Annotated in this window: 17 protein-coding genes; 10 read left to right on the top strand and 7 right to left on the bottom strand. The window is 67.6% G+C overall.

The window, feature by feature from the left end; translation table 11 throughout:
* Window positions 1–58: 58 nt before the first annotated feature.
* Complete coding sequence (locus tag AC0IZS_RS12315; RefSeq protein ID WP_471635875.1) at window positions 59–1,843, bottom strand: sensor domain-containing diguanylate cyclase; 1,785 nt, start codon at window positions 1,841–1,843, stop codon at window positions 59–61.
* A 219-nt stretch (window positions 1,844–2,062) separates the two neighbouring features.
* On the opposite strand from AC0IZS_RS12315, the gene AC0IZS_RS12310 reads away from it, so the two are divergent.
* Window positions 2,063–2,758 carry a glutathione S-transferase family protein gene (locus AC0IZS_RS12310; RefSeq protein WP_471635874.1) on the top strand — a complete coding sequence of 232 codons (696 nt, stop codon included), beginning with the start codon at window positions 2,063–2,065 and terminating at the stop codon, window positions 2,756–2,758.
* Between the two features lie 4 nt (window positions 2,759–2,762).
* Window positions 2,763–3,071, top strand: a complete 309-nt coding sequence (locus AC0IZS_RS12305) for an NIPSNAP family protein (RefSeq protein WP_471635873.1) — start codon at window positions 2,763–2,765, stop codon at window positions 3,069–3,071.
* 23 nt (window positions 3,072–3,094) lie between these two features.
* On the opposite strand, the gene AC0IZS_RS12300 is transcribed toward AC0IZS_RS12305, so the two are convergent.
* Window positions 3,095–3,535: a hypothetical protein gene (locus AC0IZS_RS12300; protein ID WP_471635872.1), complete on the bottom strand. Its 441-nt coding sequence runs from the start codon at window positions 3,533–3,535 to the stop codon at window positions 3,095–3,097.
* Window positions 3,536–3,542: 7 nt separating this feature from the next.
* Complete coding sequence (locus AC0IZS_RS12295) at window positions 3,543–3,998, bottom strand: hypothetical protein (RefSeq protein ID WP_471635871.1); 456 nt, start codon at window positions 3,996–3,998, stop codon at window positions 3,543–3,545.
* 68 nt (window positions 3,999–4,066) lie between these two features.
* On the opposite strand from AC0IZS_RS12295, the gene AC0IZS_RS12290 reads away from it, so the two are divergent.
* Window positions 4,067–5,308 carry a multifunctional CCA addition/repair protein gene (locus AC0IZS_RS12290; protein WP_471635870.1) on the top strand — a complete coding sequence of 414 codons (1,242 nt, stop codon included), beginning with the start codon at window positions 4,067–4,069 and terminating at the stop codon, window positions 5,306–5,308.
* Between the two features lie 4 nt (window positions 5,309–5,312).
* On the opposite strand, the gene AC0IZS_RS12285 is transcribed toward AC0IZS_RS12290, so the two are convergent.
* A complete protein-coding gene (locus tag AC0IZS_RS12285) occupies window positions 5,313–5,954 on the bottom strand; it encodes a DUF1109 domain-containing protein (RefSeq protein ID WP_471635869.1) in 642 nt (213 codons plus the stop codon).
* A complete protein-coding gene (locus tag AC0IZS_RS12280; RefSeq protein ID WP_471635868.1) occupies window positions 5,951–6,496 on the bottom strand; it encodes a sigma-70 family RNA polymerase sigma factor in 546 nt (181 codons plus the stop codon). The genes AC0IZS_RS12285 and AC0IZS_RS12280 overlap by 4 nt, the downstream gene beginning before the upstream one ends.
* Window positions 6,497–6,703: 207 nt before the next feature.
* Between AC0IZS_RS12280 and AC0IZS_RS12275 the strand changes: the two genes are divergently transcribed.
* From AC0IZS_RS12275 to AC0IZS_RS12260, 4 genes are read left to right on the top strand one after another with little or no spacing between them, the layout of a single operon-like run.
* Window positions 6,704–6,991 carry a BufA1 family periplasmic bufferin-type metallophore gene (locus tag AC0IZS_RS12275; protein ID WP_057199983.1) on the top strand — a complete coding sequence of 96 codons (288 nt, stop codon included), beginning with the start codon at window positions 6,704–6,706 and terminating at the stop codon, window positions 6,989–6,991.
* 27 nt (window positions 6,992–7,018) lie between these two features.
* Window positions 7,019–7,858, top strand: a complete 840-nt coding sequence (gene bufB, locus AC0IZS_RS12270; protein ID WP_471635867.1) for an MNIO family bufferin maturase — start codon at window positions 7,019–7,021, stop codon at window positions 7,856–7,858.
* Window positions 7,849–8,631 carry an HvfC/BufC N-terminal domain-containing protein gene (locus AC0IZS_RS12265; protein WP_471635866.1) on the top strand — a complete coding sequence of 261 codons (783 nt, stop codon included), beginning with the start codon at window positions 7,849–7,851 and terminating at the stop codon, window positions 8,629–8,631. Before bufB ends, AC0IZS_RS12265 begins: the two co-directional genes overlap by 10 nt.
* Complete coding sequence (locus AC0IZS_RS12260) at window positions 8,628–9,110, top strand: DoxX family protein (protein WP_471635865.1); 483 nt, start codon at window positions 8,628–8,630, stop codon at window positions 9,108–9,110. Before AC0IZS_RS12265 ends, AC0IZS_RS12260 begins: the two co-directional genes overlap by 4 nt.
* A gap of 24 nt (window positions 9,111–9,134) precedes the next feature.
* Here the strand turns inward: AC0IZS_RS12260 and trxC are convergent, their stop codons facing one another.
* Window positions 9,135–9,572: a thioredoxin TrxC gene (gene trxC, locus AC0IZS_RS12255; RefSeq protein WP_471635864.1), complete on the bottom strand. Its 438-nt coding sequence runs from the start codon at window positions 9,570–9,572 to the stop codon at window positions 9,135–9,137.
* Window positions 9,573–9,808: 236 nt separating this feature from the next.
* On the opposite strand from trxC, the gene otsB reads away from it, so the two are divergent.
* The 3 genes from otsB to otsA all read left to right on the top strand — a co-directional run bounded on the left by otsB (window position 9,809) and on the right by otsA (window position 13,804).
* Window positions 9,809–10,546, top strand: coding sequence for a trehalose-phosphatase (gene otsB, locus AC0IZS_RS12250; protein WP_471635863.1), 738 nt, complete (start codon window positions 9,809–9,811; stop codon window positions 10,544–10,546).
* Window positions 10,543–12,363: a glycoside hydrolase family 15 protein gene (locus AC0IZS_RS12245; RefSeq protein WP_471635862.1), complete on the top strand. Its 1,821-nt coding sequence runs from the start codon at window positions 10,543–10,545 to the stop codon at window positions 12,361–12,363. Before otsB ends, AC0IZS_RS12245 begins: the two co-directional genes overlap by 4 nt.
* Before the next feature lie 61 nt (window positions 12,364–12,424).
* On the top strand, window positions 12,425–13,804 hold the full coding sequence (gene otsA, locus AC0IZS_RS12240; protein WP_471635861.1) for an alpha,alpha-trehalose-phosphate synthase (UDP-forming): 1,380 nt from the start codon (window positions 12,425–12,427) through the stop codon (window positions 13,802–13,804).
* A 6-nt stretch (window positions 13,805–13,810) separates the two neighbouring features.
* Here the strand turns inward: otsA and AC0IZS_RS12235 are convergent, their stop codons facing one another.
* Complete coding sequence (locus AC0IZS_RS12235; RefSeq protein ID WP_471635860.1) at window positions 13,811–14,005, bottom strand: DUF2905 domain-containing protein; 195 nt, start codon at window positions 14,003–14,005, stop codon at window positions 13,811–13,813.
* Window positions 14,006–14,021: the final 16 nt, after the last annotated feature.

Raw genomic sequence — 14,021 nt, 5'->3', positions numbered from 1 at the left:
GTGGCACTGGCATTGGGTAGCGCCTGTTGCGCAACATAGCGCTACTGTGCAGGCGTGATCAGGCCGAACCAGCCTGCAGTTCCGAGGCGAATGCGTAGCAGTCGCCTCCTTCGGGGCGGCGCTTGCAGGTGTACATGGCGCTGTCGGCGGCGCGCAACAGTTCGGCCAGGGTACTGCCATCCGCGGGGTGGCAGGCGATGCCCAGGCTCATGCCCACCACCAGGGAGCGGCCTTCGAAGGCCAGGGGCTCGGCGGCGCTGGCGGCCATGCGCCGGGCCATGGCGGCGATCACCTCGCGCGGCGGGCTGCCGGCGATCAGCACCGCGAATTCGTCACCGCCCAGGCGCGCCACCAGGTCGCCCGAGCGCAGCTGGGTGCGCAGGCGGCGCACCATGGCCACCAGCACGGCGTCGCCCGCGGCGTGGCCGTAGGTGTCGTTGACGCCCTTGAAACCATCGAGGTCCAGCAGCAGCAGGGCAAAGGGCTGGCCGGCGCGCACCGCGGCCTCGCCATGGCTGGTCAGGCCCGCGCGGTTGGCGGCGCCGGTGAGCGCATCGGTGCCCAGGGCCTCGACCAATTCCTGGGTGCGCACGGTCAGCGCTTCCTCGGACCGGCGCAGCAGGCGCACCCGGGAGGCCATGGCCGCCGCGAAAACAATGGATTCGGCCACCAGCACGGTCTGCGTCATGTCCATCTGCTGGGGTGTCCAGGCCACCCAGCCCCAGCTGGCGACGATGATGGCGCAGATGCCCAGGAGCAGGATGGTGACCCCCAGGCTGTACAACACGGCCGGCCAGTAGCGCCGCCGCATGGCCATCACGGCGCCCACCGTGAGCACCACCGTGGAGGCCACCACCGAAGCCTGCACCAGGCGGAACAGCCACAGCGGATGGGCGCCCCAAAGGCCATAGGCCGCCGCCAGCGCCAGCGCGGCCACCATGGCCAGCACCACCTTGTCCACGCGCGGTGCATAGTCCGCCAGGCGCAACAGGCTGCGGCCGAACATCAGCTTGGAAATGGCCCACAGGGGCGGCGCCATGCTGTAGAAGAAGCCCGCGGCCGCGGGCCAGTGGGCGAACGGGTAGCGCAGCGTGTGCCCATTGAAGCCCGCGAGCGCGAGCAGCGCGCCGATGCACGACACCAGGTACCAGGCATAGATGCTCTCGCGGAACACCAGCAGCATCACCGTGCTGAAGACCGCCAGGCCCATCAGCAGGCCATAGCAGACGCCATCGAACATGCGCTTGTCCTGGGTGTCCTGCAGGTAGTCCGCGAGGTCCCAGACACGGGCTGCGTAGAAGCGGGCAAAGGTCGATTCGACCCGGAAGTACACGGTGTACACCTGGTCGTCGGGCAGCCTGAAGCGCCAGGCCATCTGTTCCGAATCCGCCGGGCGCGTGGCCCAGGGGTGGCGCATGCCGGTCACCACGGGCTCGGCCAGCGCACGTCCCTGGGCGTTGTAAGGGCCGTAAAAGCGCAGTTCGTGCGTGGACACGGTAGGCACCAGCAGCAGAAACTCGCGCAGGGCATCGGCCGGGTCGGCCAGTTGCAGGCGCACACGGAACCAGAGCACGCGGTCCGATTCGGCGCCCTTCAGGGGATTGTCCGGGTAGGCGAAGCGGGCCTCGTGCTCCGGGGTGCGCACCTGTTCGATGTCCAGCGTGCGGCCCTTGTCCTCGAACATGCCCATGAACGGCACGATGGGCATGCCGCCAGCCTTCACGGAGAGGGAGGCCGGCACATCGCGCTCCGCCGCCGCCTGGACAGCAGCGGGCAGCACGGCCACCAGCGTCAGCAGGCACAGGGCCCTGAAGAACAAATACAAAAAAGACGACGACCGCATCAACGACACCGACCCAGAGGGGTCGAAAGAGAGCACTGCCCGAAAAACCATCGATTGTGCCGCACCACCCCGTTTTCAAGCGTTGCAAAAAAGGGGAGAAGTTTGGCTTTGATGCATGAATTGCATCAAAAGCCCTTTCATCGGTCATTGATGCAGGCTCCTGGGGAGCGTTAGCATGGAAGTCTTGCCTCCCTTTGCAATCACCATCCGAGTGCCACCATGCCCAAGCTCTACATCGGTAACAAGAATTACTCCTCGTGGTCCATGCGCCCCTGGGTGCTGCTGCGCCAGGCCGGCATCGACTTTGAAGAAATCCGCGTGCGCTTCGACAGTTTCGAAGCCGATTCGGAGTTCAAGCGGGCCATCAGCCCCGTGAGCCCCACAGGCAAGGTGCCAGTGCTGGTGGACGCGGACCTGGTCGTCTGGGACACCCTGGCCATCGCCGAGTACGTGGCCGAAACCCATCCCGACAAGAAGCTCTGGCCTGCGGACGCCAAGGCGCGCGCCCGCGCCCGCAGCGTGTGTGCCGAAATGCACAGCGGCTTCACGGCCCTGCGCGGCAACTGCCCCATGAACGTCGAGGCCGATCTGGCCGAGACCGGCGCGCTGATCTGGCGCGACAAGGCCGGCGTGCGCGCCGACGTGGAGCGCCTGGTGGCCATGTGGAGTGCCCTGCTCGAAGAGCATGGCGGGCCGCTGCTGTTCGGCGAGTTCACCATTGCCGACGCCTACTTTGCCCCCGTGTGCATGCGCCTGCACAGCTATGCCCTGCCCCTGCCACCGCAGATCGCCGCCTACGTGCAGCGCGTGCGCGCCCTGCCCGGCGTGAAGGCCTGGATCGACGATGCCCTGGCCGAGAAGGACTTCCTCGATTTCGAGGAACCCTACCGCATGTGCCACGCCAGCCAGGATTGATGCCATGGCCGTCACCATTTACCTGCGCTACGTGCTCAACACCAGCAAGCTCAAGGAATTCGAGCACTACGGCAAGCTGTGGATCCCGCTGGTCGAGAAATTCGGCGGCCAGCACCACGGCTACTTCATGCCCAGCGAGGGCGCCAACAACATCGCGCTGGCGCTGTTCACCTTCGAGAGCCTGGCCAGCTACGAGGTCTACCGCCAACGGTCCATAGAGGATGCTGAATGCCAGGCCGCCTTCCGCTATGCGCAAGAGACGGGCTGCATCGTCAGCTACGAGCGCAGCTTTTTCAGGCCGATGTTCGGCTGAGGCAACACGGGGCACTACTTGTGCTATGGCAAGCGGCCCCAGATGTCTTCGATGGCAGCCAACGAGTCCACATGAACGGGATCGTTGATGCCCCATAAGCTCTTTGCTGCAATGGCTCGGGCAACTTCGACAATGAGACGCCCCTGCTCTGCAGTAAAGCCTTGGGTCTCAGGGTCCATCCTCAGGTTGACCAGAAGCATGGCCGCTACTTCGCTATCCGGAGTGATCAAGCCTTCGCGCAGCCATGCGGGAAGAAAGGCACGATAGGCTTCAGCCGACAGCAACGGCAAACTGTCTGGGTTGGCCTGCAGAAATTCCGAGGAAATGGCGTCCCAGGTCCTCCCCTGCAAACCGTTGCGAATGAGAAGACACTCTTCGCAATCGTGCGGCACAGGCACGCCGGATACCTGTCTCGGCGAGAACTCGTCCAGAAGTCTTGCTTCTAACGTTGGCAGGGATGTCATCTTTGGGTCACCGGAATTGCTTGCGCAGCAGCGCCCGGTGGCGCGCGATGTGCGCCAGCTGGGCTTCGGCGATGGTGCCGCCCAGGTCTTCGCCGTCGCCATTGAGCACCGCATTGGCGTGGCGCATGGCGCGCGCCACAACCTCCTCCTCGCTCACGCCCTGCTGCGCCGCCAAGTCCAGCGCGACACGCTTCATGGCGCGCTGAGACAGCATCCACATGGCACCGAAGGAATCCCAGGCCGCGGCGGTTTCCTTGAACTTGTCGCGGTCGGCCAGGATTTCGTTGAGCGGCTTGGCCAGGATCTCCTGCAAGGTCTCCAGCTGGGCCCGCATCGCCTCGAACTGCGCTTCGCGCTGCAGGGCCTCGGCTGCGGCATTGGCGGCGGCGTCGGACGGCGTGGGCACGGGAATGCTGCCGTCGGGATTGGGCTGCGCGATGGTGAGGGACGAGGAGATGGACATGGCGCTTACCGGGGGCTGGTGAGGGGCGCACTATACGGCTTTCCCTGCAGCTACCCTACACTGCCGCCATGCAAATCTACATGGTAGGGGGCGCCGTGCGCGACGCGCTGCTCGGGCGCCCCGTGAATGACCACGACTGGGTGGTGGTGGGCGCCACGCCCGAGCAGATGCTCGCCGATGGCTACCTGCCCGTGGGCCGGGACTTCCCGGTCTTCCTGCACCCCACCACGCGGGAAGAGTATGCGCTGGCGCGCACCGAACGCAAGAGCGGGCGCGGCTACCGCGGCTTCGTGGTGGAGACCTCGCCCGATGTGACGCTGGAGGAGGACCTCTCGCGCCGCGACCTGACCATCAATGCCATGGCGCAGAGCCCCGATGCACCGGACACCCTGGTCGACCCCTACCATGGCCGCAAGGACCTGCATGCGCGCCTGCTGCGCCATGTGACCGATGCCTTCCGCGAGGACCCGGTGCGCATCCTGCGGCTGGCGCGTTTTGCCGCGCGCTTCACCGACTTCAGCGTGGCACCCGAAACCATGGAGCTCATGCGCCAGATGGTGGCCGAGGGCGAGGTCGATCACCTGGTGCCCGAGCGTGTGTGGCAGGAGCTGGCGCGCGGGCTGATGGAAGCGAAACCCTCGCGCATGTTCGAGGTGCTGCGCGAATGCGGGGCCCTCGCGGTGCTGCTGCCCGAGGTGGCGCGCCTGTGGGGCGTGCCCCAGCGCGCCGAGCACCACCCCGAGGTGGACACCGGCATCCACCTGATGATGGTGCTGGACATGGCGGCGCGGCTCGATGCACCGCTCACCGTGCGCTTTGCCTGCCTGGCACACGACCTGGGCAAGGGCACGACGCCGGCCGACATGCTGCCGCGCCACATCGACCACGAGCGGCGCAGCGCCGAGCTGCTGCACGACGTGGCCGAACGCCTGCGCGTGCCCGTGGACTGCCGCGAGATCGCCGACGTGGTGGCGCGCGAGCACGGCAACATCCACCGCAGCGGCGAACTGGCTGCCGCCCCGCTGGTGCGCCTGCTGGAGCGCTGCGACGCGCTGCGCAAGCCGGGCCGGCTGCCCGACATTTTGCTGGCCTGCGAGTGCGATGCGCGCGGCCGGCTGGGCATGGAAGACAACGCCTACCCCCAACGCCCGCGCCTGCTGGCGGTGCTGGCCGCAGCGCAATCGGTGGTCACGCGCGACATTGCAGCGAAAGCCGCGGCGAAGGGCCTGGCCGGCCCGCAGGTCGGCGACCTGATCCACCAGGCCCGGGTGCAGGCCGTAGCGCAGTGGCTTGGAGCCAACCCCGCCTGAGGCCTTACCAGCGCAGCAGGCGGGGGCCGAGCACGGCGCCCAGCGCCGTGGGCAGGGCCATACCGGCCAGGTACCACACGGCGAGGAAGGGGCTGGCCATCTCGGGGCAGTGCAATGCATAGACCAGCGCCCCGAGCGCCCCGGACAGCAGGCCGGCGCCCGCACCGGCCCAGGCCAGGCGCGTGGGCGCCGCCCCTTTCAGGGCCCAGAAGCTGGCGATGAAAGCCGGCACCGACAGCAGTGCGATGTTGAACGGGCAACTGCGCCAGGTGCTGCCCAAGATGAGTGCCATGCGCTCGGCCGGCTCGGCCTGCGACAGGGTGCCCGCCGCCATGGCCCACAGCACCAGTGGCGGCACGGCCACCAGCGCCACGGCACGGCCCACGGCCATGCCCGGCCTCGCCATGCGCCGCAGCAGCGCCATGCCGGCAACCGCCAGCGCAGCCGCAAACACCAGCTTGCCCCAGAACATGGGCAGGCCCATGGTCTGCACCAGGTCGTGGCGCACGCCAAACAATGCCACCATGAGCACGCCCGCGCCTGCGATGCCTGCCACCGAAGCCATGGCAAAGCGGCGCTCGATGGCCTGTGCCTGCACCGGGCCGGCGTCGGTGGCCAGCAACTGGATCAATTCTTCGGTTCTCATGCCATTCCCCTGATCTTGGCGGCCAGGGCCTTGAGCCCCCGGTGTACGCCGATTTTGACTGCCGACTCCGACAGCCCCGTGAGTTGTGCCGTCTCCACCACAGACAGCCCTTCGAGCTTCACATGCACGATGGGCAGGCGCTGGCGGTCGGGCAGTGTCTCCAGCAGTTTCCCCAGATCGCGCCGGGCTTCGGCTGCCCCGCTGTCGCTGGTGGAGAAGAGTTCGCCCGCCTCCTCGTCCAGCGTGTCATTCAACGCTCCCTTCACCCGGTGCGAGCGCAGCCAGTCGATGAGCTTGTAGCGTGCGATCGCATGCGCCCAGGCCGTCACCGGCATGTCGGGCCGGTAGGTGTGGCGCTGGTTGTGCACGGCCAGCAAGGTTTCCTGCACCAGGTCTTCCACCTCGTCGGGCCGCTGCGACAGCCGCCTGCGCAGAAAAGCCCGCAGGTGCGCGCTCAGTTCTTTCAAAAACCGCTGGTAGGCGACCGCGTCGGCATCCAGGCCTAGCAGCAGCAACCCACGCAGCCTCTCTTCGATCTCCATGTTTTCTCCCTCACAGGTATTCGCAGTGCCAGCCCTGCGGGTTACAGCGGGTGCAAAAAAACTTCTTTTTCAATTTCTGATGGAGCTGGTGTAACCCGACCGCCAGACAGCGCGAATTACAACGCAGATCGGTAGCCACGGCGCATCCGCACCCGGCGATCCATCCGGTCTGTTCCACAAACCCTTCAGCTTTACGGAGATTCCGACATGACCTCACGCACCCTCAGCCTCGGCGCCCTGGCCCTTGCCGCACTCGCATCCGGCGCAGCCATTGCACAGACCAAGCCCGCAGAAGCTGCCAAGCCCGCCATGGAAAAGTGCTATGGCGTGTCCATGGCCGGCAAGAACGATTGCGCCGCCGGCGCCGGCACCACCTGTGCAGGCACCTCCAAGGTGGACTACCAGGCCAACGCCTGGAAATTCGTGCCCGCCGGCACCTGCGCGTCGATCAAGACGCCCAAGGGCATGGGCACGCTGACGCCCATGAAGAGCTGATCTCCGTTCACCACCAGACCCGCCGCCATGGCAGCCGCATACCTCACCGCCGGCCTCTCGCTCAAGCCCCAGCACTATGCGCAGGCCGTGCAGTGCATGGACCCGGGGCTGTGGTGGGAGGTGCACCCCGAGAACTACCTGGCCGACGGCGGACCGCGCCTGGCATGGCTCGAAGCCATCCGTGCGCGGCACCCGGTGGCGCTGCATGGGGTATCGCTGTCGCTGGCAGCCGATGCGCCGCCCGACGAGGCGCACCTGGCACGGCTGGCCGCCCTGGCGCGGCGCATCGAGCCGGCCATCGTCTCCGAGCACCTGGCCTGGTCCACGTGGCGCGGGCACTACCTGCCAGACCTGCTGCCGTTTCCGCGCACCCATGCGGCGCTGGCACGCATTGCCGCCAACATCGCCCGCACGCAGGAGGTACTGCAGCGCCCCATCGCCATCGAGAACCCCACGCACTACCTGCACATCGATGGCCATGACTGGGCTGAGACCGACTTTCTGGCCGAACTGGTGCAGCGCACCGGCTGCCAGTTGCTGCTGGACGTGAACAACGTCCATATCAGCGCCCACAACCTGGGCACCCGCGCCGAGGACTACCTGGGCGCCTTTCCCCTGCACGCCGTGGCCGAGATCCACCTGGCCGGCCACCATGCCGACCCCGAGTTGGGCCAGGCCCTGTTGATCGACAGCCACGATGCCCCGGTGGCCGATGCCGTCTGGGCCCTGTACCAGCGCGTGATCGCTGCCACCGGCCCGCTGCCCACACTGATCGAGCGCGACGACCAGTTGCCAGCGTTCGAGGTGCTGCTCGCCGAGCGCGGCCGCGCCCACGCGGCGCTCACCGAGGCCCTGCCATGCAGCTGAGCACCTTCCAGGACGGCCTGGCCGCCGCACTGATGCCCCAGGGCGCCCACCCCGCGGACACCGCCCCCTGGCTGTCCGCCCTGCGGTCCCAGCCCGGTTTCGCCGTGTACCGCAATACCGTGCACAAGGCCTGCATCGATGCGCTGCAGGCCAACTACCCCACCGTCTGTGCGCTGGTGGGCGAAGAGTGGTTCCGCGCGGCCGCAGGCCTGTTCGTTCATGCCCGGCCGCCGACGGATGGCCGGCTCATGGCCTATGGCGAAGGTTTTGAACACTTTCTGCAAGGCTTCGAAGCCGCAGCCGGCCTGCCCTACCTGCCTGCCGTGGCGCGGCTGGACCGCTGCTGGACCGAAAGCCACCTGGCGGCGGACGCCCCCTTGCTGGACGTCGCCTGGCTGGCCCGGCAGTCGCCCGAAGCCTTGTCCGGACTGCGCCTTGCGCCCCACCCTGCCGCCCGCTGGGCCTGGAGCGAGGAGCACCCGGCCAGCACCCTGTGGCAACGCCAGCGCGAGGGCGCCCCGATGGACGCGGAGCTGGCATGGAAGGGCGACGGCGCCCTGCTCAGCCGCCCCAATGGCGCCGTGCAGTGGATGCCGCTGGCGCGCGCGGGCATCGCCTTCCTGGACGCCTGCGCTGCGGCACTGCCCCTGGAGCTGGCCGCAGCCCATGCCGAGCAGGCACAACCCGACGCCGACCTGGGCGCGCTGATGGCGCAATTGCTGCAGGCCGGCGCGCTGCGCGCACCACCCCATCTTGACGAGGACACCCCATGAACACCACCCCCTTCCCCCAGGTCACGCCCACCGTAGCCGCCACCGGGCCACGCCACTGGATGGGCCGGCTGGCCGATGCCCTGACCTGGCTCACGCCGCACAGCCTGCTGGCCCTGGTGAACCGGATCGGCATCGCAGCGATCTTCTGGATGTCGGCACGCACCAAGGTGGAGGGCTGGTTCACCATTTCGGACAGCGCCTACCTGCTGTTCCGCGAGGAGTACAAGCTGCCCCTGCTGCCGCCCGAGCTGGCCGCGCAGATGGCCACGGTGGCCGAACATGTGTTCGCTGTGCTGCTGGTGCTGGGGCTGTGCTCGCGGCTGTCGGCCCTGGCACTGCTGGGCATGACGCTGGTGATCCAGGTCTTTGTCTACCCCAATGCCTGGCCCACCCACCTGTCATGGGCAGGGCTGCTGCTGTACATCGCGGGGCGCGGCGCCGGCAACCTCTCGTTGGACCGCGTTCTCGGCATCCGCTGATGCCACCCCCTCGGCGGGGCAGGGTCAGCTGACGCTGCGCACCCAGCGCGCAATGTCGCTGGCGTTCATCGCGCCCGAGATACGAGCGGCCTCGCGCCCTTCCTTGAACACGATCATGGTCGGGATGCTGCGGATGCCGAAGCGGCCCGCAATCGCCTGGTTCGCCTCGGTGTCGAGCTTGGCCAGTTGCACCTGCGGTTCCAGGTCGCGCGCGGCCTGGGCAAAGGCCGGCGCCATCTGCAGGCAGGGCCCGCACCAGGGCGCCCAGAAATCCACCACCACCGGCAGGTGGCTGCGGCCGACGTGCTTGTCGAACGAGGCTGCGTCCAGCGCCACGGGTGCGCCCGCAAACAGGGGCAGGTGGCAACTGCCGCAATCGGGGGCACTGCCAAGGTCTGCGCGCTGGACACGGTTGGTGGTGTGGCAGTGGGGGCAGACGATGTGGGGGGCTTCTTCTTTCACGCAAAAATCTCCATGGGTACGCTCAGCGTGCGCCGGCAACGGGGCGCTTGCTTGTAAGACAAACACCCTTTTCATCTTGTCACAATGGGGTCGGGCGGCGGTCTTTGCAAGCCCTGGCGACAGCCCGCCTCAATGCTGGCGCGGGTTTCCCGCCACTGTCCGGCGCCCGCAGGCGTGGCCATAGGCAATCTGTGTGTGCTGGTATGCCAGCCAGGCGTCTGCTAAGGTGCCGCCACATGCAGCTGCTTCCCTTTTTGACAACGGCCCATGCGCTCTTTCTGGATTTCGACGGCACGCTCACCGAGATGGCGCCCCGGCCCGAGGCCGTGCGCATCTCTGCGGGGCTGGTCCCCACCCTCGCCGCCCTGAGCACCCACCTGGATGGCGCATTGGCCATCGTCACGGGGCGGCGCGAGACCGACATCGACCATTTTCTCGACCCTCTGGTCCTGCCCCTGGCCTCCGAGCACGGCTCGCAGTACCGCCTGGCCGACGGCTCGCGTCCCGCCGTGGTGCCGCCAAACCTGGCGCCCGTACTGCAGGCGGCCACCCAGTTGGCCGTGCAGCACGCCGGCCTGCTGGTGGAGCCCAAGCGCGCCAGTGTGGCATTGCACTACCGACTGGCACCGCACCTGGAGGAGCTGTGCCGCGACACCATGCTCACCGCACTGCGCAAGGTACACGGACTGGAGCTCATGGAGGGCAAGTTCGTGTTCGAAGCAAAGCCCCGCGGGGTGGACAAGGGCCAGGCCATCACCGACTTCATGACCCAGCCGCCGTTCGCCGGCCGCGTGCCCGTCTTCGCAGGCGACGACGTGACCGACGAATCAGGCTTTGCCGCCGTGACCGCTCTGGGCGGCTGGGGCATCAAGGTCGGCGAAGGCCCGACGCAGGCACAACACCGCTGCATGACACCGGCCGCATTGCGTGGCTGGCTGTCGGCGGCACGAACCTCCTGGGAACGCGCACGATGACAACCGAACACCCCAACACCTCCGCAGTGGACCCGCAGCAGGGCTCGCTCAACCTGGGCATGATCGGCAACTGCGCCATCAGCGCCCTCATCGACAACCATGCACGCATGGTCTGGTGCTGCCTGCCGCGCTTTGACGGCGACCCGGTCTTCAACGCCCTGCTGCAGCCGGGCGACGAGGGCAGCCACTTCGCCATCGAGATCGAGGACATGGCCTCGGCGCACCAGTGGTACGAACCGAATACCGCCATCCTGCGCACGCAGCTGTTCGACAAGGCAGGGCATGGGGTAGAGATCACCGACTTCGCGCCGCGTTTTTACAGCCGCTCGCGCTATTTCCGCCCCATGACGCTGGTGCGCCGCGTGCGGCCCATCCAGGGCTCGCCGCGCATCCGCGTGGCCGTGAAGGTGAAGTACGACTGGGGGCAGACCGAGCCGCACATCACGCGCGGCAGCAACCACATCCGCTATGTGGGCGGCAGCATGGCGCTGCGCCTGTCAACCGATGCACCGGTCTCGCACGTACTCTCGGGCCAGCCCTTCGTGCTCACGCGCGAGCACAACTTCATCCTGGGCGCCGACGAGAGCCTGCTGGACGGCATTGCCGACACGGCGCGCCTGTTCGAGCAGGAGACCACCGCCTACTGGCGCGGCTGGAGCCGGGCCCTGGCCGTGCCGCTGGAGTGGCAGGACGCGGTGATCCGCGCGGCCATCACGCTCAAGCTCTCGCTGTACGAGGACACGGGCGCCATTGTGGCGGCCATGACCACCAGCATCCCCGAATCCGCGCACAGCGGGCGCAACTGGGACTACCGCTACTGCTGGCTGCGCGACGCCTTCTTCGTGGTGCGCGCGCTCAACAGCATCTCCGAGGTCGGCACCATGGAGGACTACCTGCGCTGGCTGAGCAACGTGGTGGTGGATGCGGGCAGCGGCCATATCCAGCCGCTGTACGGCATCGGCCTGGAGCGCGAGCTGCCCGAATCGATGATGCCGCAGCTGGCCGGCTACCGCGGCATGGGCCCGGTGCGCGTGGGCAACCAGGCGGCCGAGCATTTCCAGCACGACGTGTACGGCAACATCGTGCTGGGTGCGGCACAGGCCTTCCACGACCACCGGCTGCTGCACCGCGCGGGCCTGGGCGAGTTCACCCGGCTCGAACAGGTGGGCGAGAACGCGGTGCGCGTCTACGGCCAGCCCGATGCCGGCATGTGGGAGCTGCGCACGCGGGCGCGGGTGCACACCTCCTCGGCCCTCATGAGCTGGGCTGCCTGCGACCGCCTGGCCAAGATCGCCACCGCGCTCAGCCTGCCCGACCGGGCCGCCTACTGGCACGGCCATGCCCAGCGCATGCGCGAGGAGATCATCACCAAGTCCTGGAGCGAATCGCGCCAGGCCTTCGCCGAGAGCTTCGGCGGCAACGAGCTCGACGCCAGCGTGCTGCTGATGGCCGAGGTCGGCCTGATCGACCCCAGGGACCCGCGCTTTGTGAGCACCGTGGAGGCCATGGAAAAAAGCCTGTGCGACGGCCCCTACATGCGCCGCTACGAGGCCGCCGACGACTTCGGCAAGCCCGAGACGGCCTTCAACATCTGCACCTTCTGGCGCATCGACGCGCTGGCACGCATCGGCCGCAAGGACGAGGCGCGCGCCATCTTCGAGACCATGCTGGCCGCGCGCAACCCGCTGGGCCTGCTCTCGGAAGACACCCACCCCGAGACCCAGGAAATGTGGGGCAACTTCCCGCAGACCTACTCGATGGTGGGCGTGATCAACGCCGCTGTGCGCCTGTCGGCCCCATGGGACAGCGTGATTTGACGCACCAGTTCGCGGCCCTGTCCGACAGGGCCGGGCGACGATCTGCACGGATCATCGGGTGATGAGCCGTCTTGTTGTCATTTCCAACCGCCTTGCCGATCCCCGCAAACCCGCCGCCGGAGGGCTGGCAGTCGCCTTGGGCGAAGCGCTGAACCAGACCGGAGGGCTCTGGTTCGGCTGGAGCGGCACCGTGGTTGAGGGCGGCACGCCTGGCGAGGGCGAGATGCACACGCGCAGCGCCGGTGCCGTGACCCTGGCCACCGTGGACCTGTGCCGCGAAGACCACGATGCCTACTACCAGGGCTACAGCAACAGCGTGCTATGGCCGGTGTTCCACTACCGGCTGGACCTGGCGGACTTCAACGCCAGCTACATCGCCGGCTACCGCCGAGTGAACCAGATGTTCGCGCGCAAGCTGCTACCGCTCTTGCGCGACGACGACATCATCTGGGTGCATGACTACCACCTGATCCCGCTGGCCGCAGAGCTGCGTGCCATGGGCTGCCGCCAGCGCATTGGTTTCTTCCTGCACATCCCCATGCCGCCGCCGCTGATCATGGCGGCGATACCGCAGCACGAGTGGCTGATGCGTTCGCTGTTCGCCTATGACCTGGTGGGACTGCAGAGCGAGGCCGACGTGTCGCACTTCACGCGCTACGTGCGCAGCGAGGGCAGCGCCGAAGAGGTGGCTGCCCAGCGCCTGCGCGCCTTTGGCGCCACGGTGCAGGTCAAGGCCTTCCCCATCGGCATCGACGTGGACGAGTTCACACGCCTCGCCGAGGCCCCCGACGCCGTGGAAACCTACGAGAACATACGCGACGAATACTCGCGTCGGCGCCTGCTGCTGGGCATCGACCGGCTCGACTACTCCAAGGGCATACCGCACCGCGTACGCGCCTACCGCGAACTGCTGGACCGCTACCCCGAGAACCGCAACAGTGCCACGATGATCATGATCGCCTCGCCCTCACGCGATGATGTGCATGCCTACTCGGACCTGCGCCAGGAGCTCGAAGGACTGTGCGGCTCGGTCAACGGCGACTACGGCGAACTCGACTGGATGCCGGTGCGCTACATCCACCGTACCGTGGCGCGCAAGCGCGTGCCCGGCCTGTGCCGCGCCGCCGCCGTGGGCCTGGTGACGCCGCTGCGCGACGGCATGAACCTGGTGGCCAAGGAGTACGTGGTGGCGCAGGACCCCGAGAACCCCGGCGTGCTGGTGCTCTCGCGCTTTGCCGGCGCGGCCGAACAGCTCAAGGAAGCCCTGCTGGTGAACCCCTACGACACCCAGGGCACGGCCGACAGCATCCAGCATGCCCTACAGATGCCGCTGCCCGAGCGGCAGGCGCGGCACCAGAAGCTCATGGCCCGCATCCGCGAGCACGACGTGCATTGGTGGCGCAAGGCCTTCCTGCAAGCCCTGCAGGAGGCAGGGGAGTGACTGCGCTCAAACGAATTTGGCAATCATGCTGGCAACAAAGCTCAGCAGCAGGGTGGATGCAAGGGGTATGTCCCACTCACGCCCCCGCCACCTGAAGCGCAGGTCGCCCGGCAGCTTGCCGAACCCGATGCGCCGCAGCATGGGCGATAGCCAGCTGATGAAGATCAGCGCAAGAAAGACGACGAGGAACCAGCGGAGCATGCCCCGAGTGTAGGGT

It is taken from the genome of Acidovorax sp. AC410 (assembly GCF_979253235.1).
Note: the sequence above shows the minus strand (reverse complement) of the source record. Positions and strands in the feature narration are given on the sequence as shown.

What these genes read in the sequence shown, in the direction of transcription:
- AC0IZS_RS12300 (WP_471635872.1), bottom strand. Translation starts at nt 3,535, where the DNA reads ATGACATCCCTGCCAACGTTAGAAGCAAGACTTCTGGACGAGTTCTCG.
- AC0IZS_RS12245 (WP_471635862.1), top strand. Translation starts at nt 10,543, where the DNA reads ATGACAACCGAACACCCCAACACCTCCGCAGTGGACCCGCAGCAGGGC.
- otsA (WP_471635861.1), top strand. Translation starts at nt 12,425, where the DNA reads ATGAGCCGTCTTGTTGTCATTTCCAACCGCCTTGCCGATCCCCGCAAA.
- AC0IZS_RS12275 (WP_057199983.1), top strand. Translation starts at nt 6,704, where the DNA reads ATGACCTCACGCACCCTCAGCCTCGGCGCCCTGGCCCTTGCCGCACTC.
- AC0IZS_RS12290 (WP_471635870.1), top strand. Translation starts at nt 4,067, where the DNA reads ATGCAAATCTACATGGTAGGGGGCGCCGTGCGCGACGCGCTGCTCGGG.
- AC0IZS_RS12260 (WP_471635865.1), top strand. Translation starts at nt 8,628, where the DNA reads ATGAACACCACCCCCTTCCCCCAGGTCACGCCCACCGTAGCCGCCACC.
- AC0IZS_RS12310 (WP_471635874.1), top strand. Translation starts at nt 2,063, where the DNA reads ATGCCCAAGCTCTACATCGGTAACAAGAATTACTCCTCGTGGTCCATG.
- AC0IZS_RS12235 (WP_471635860.1), bottom strand. Translation starts at nt 14,005, where the DNA reads ATGCTCCGCTGGTTCCTCGTCGTCTTTCTTGCGCTGATCTTCATCAGC.
- AC0IZS_RS12315 (WP_471635875.1), bottom strand. Translation starts at nt 1,843, where the DNA reads ATGCGGTCGTCGTCTTTTTTGTATTTGTTCTTCAGGGCCCTGTGCCTG.
- AC0IZS_RS12285 (WP_471635869.1), bottom strand. Translation starts at nt 5,954, where the DNA reads ATGAGAACCGAAGAATTGATCCAGTTGCTGGCCACCGACGCCGGCCCG.
- AC0IZS_RS12295 (WP_471635871.1), bottom strand. Translation starts at nt 3,998, where the DNA reads ATGTCCATCTCCTCGTCCCTCACCATCGCGCAGCCCAATCCCGACGGC.
- bufB (WP_471635867.1), top strand. Translation starts at nt 7,019, where the DNA reads ATGGCAGCCGCATACCTCACCGCCGGCCTCTCGCTCAAGCCCCAGCAC.
- otsB (WP_471635863.1), top strand. Translation starts at nt 9,809, where the DNA reads ATGCAGCTGCTTCCCTTTTTGACAACGGCCCATGCGCTCTTTCTGGAT.
- AC0IZS_RS12265 (WP_471635866.1), top strand. Translation starts at nt 7,849, where the DNA reads ATGCAGCTGAGCACCTTCCAGGACGGCCTGGCCGCCGCACTGATGCCC.
- AC0IZS_RS12280 (WP_471635868.1), bottom strand. Translation starts at nt 6,496, where the DNA reads ATGGAGATCGAAGAGAGGCTGCGTGGGTTGCTGCTGCTAGGCCTGGAT.
- AC0IZS_RS12305 (WP_471635873.1), top strand. Translation starts at nt 2,763, where the DNA reads ATGGCCGTCACCATTTACCTGCGCTACGTGCTCAACACCAGCAAGCTC.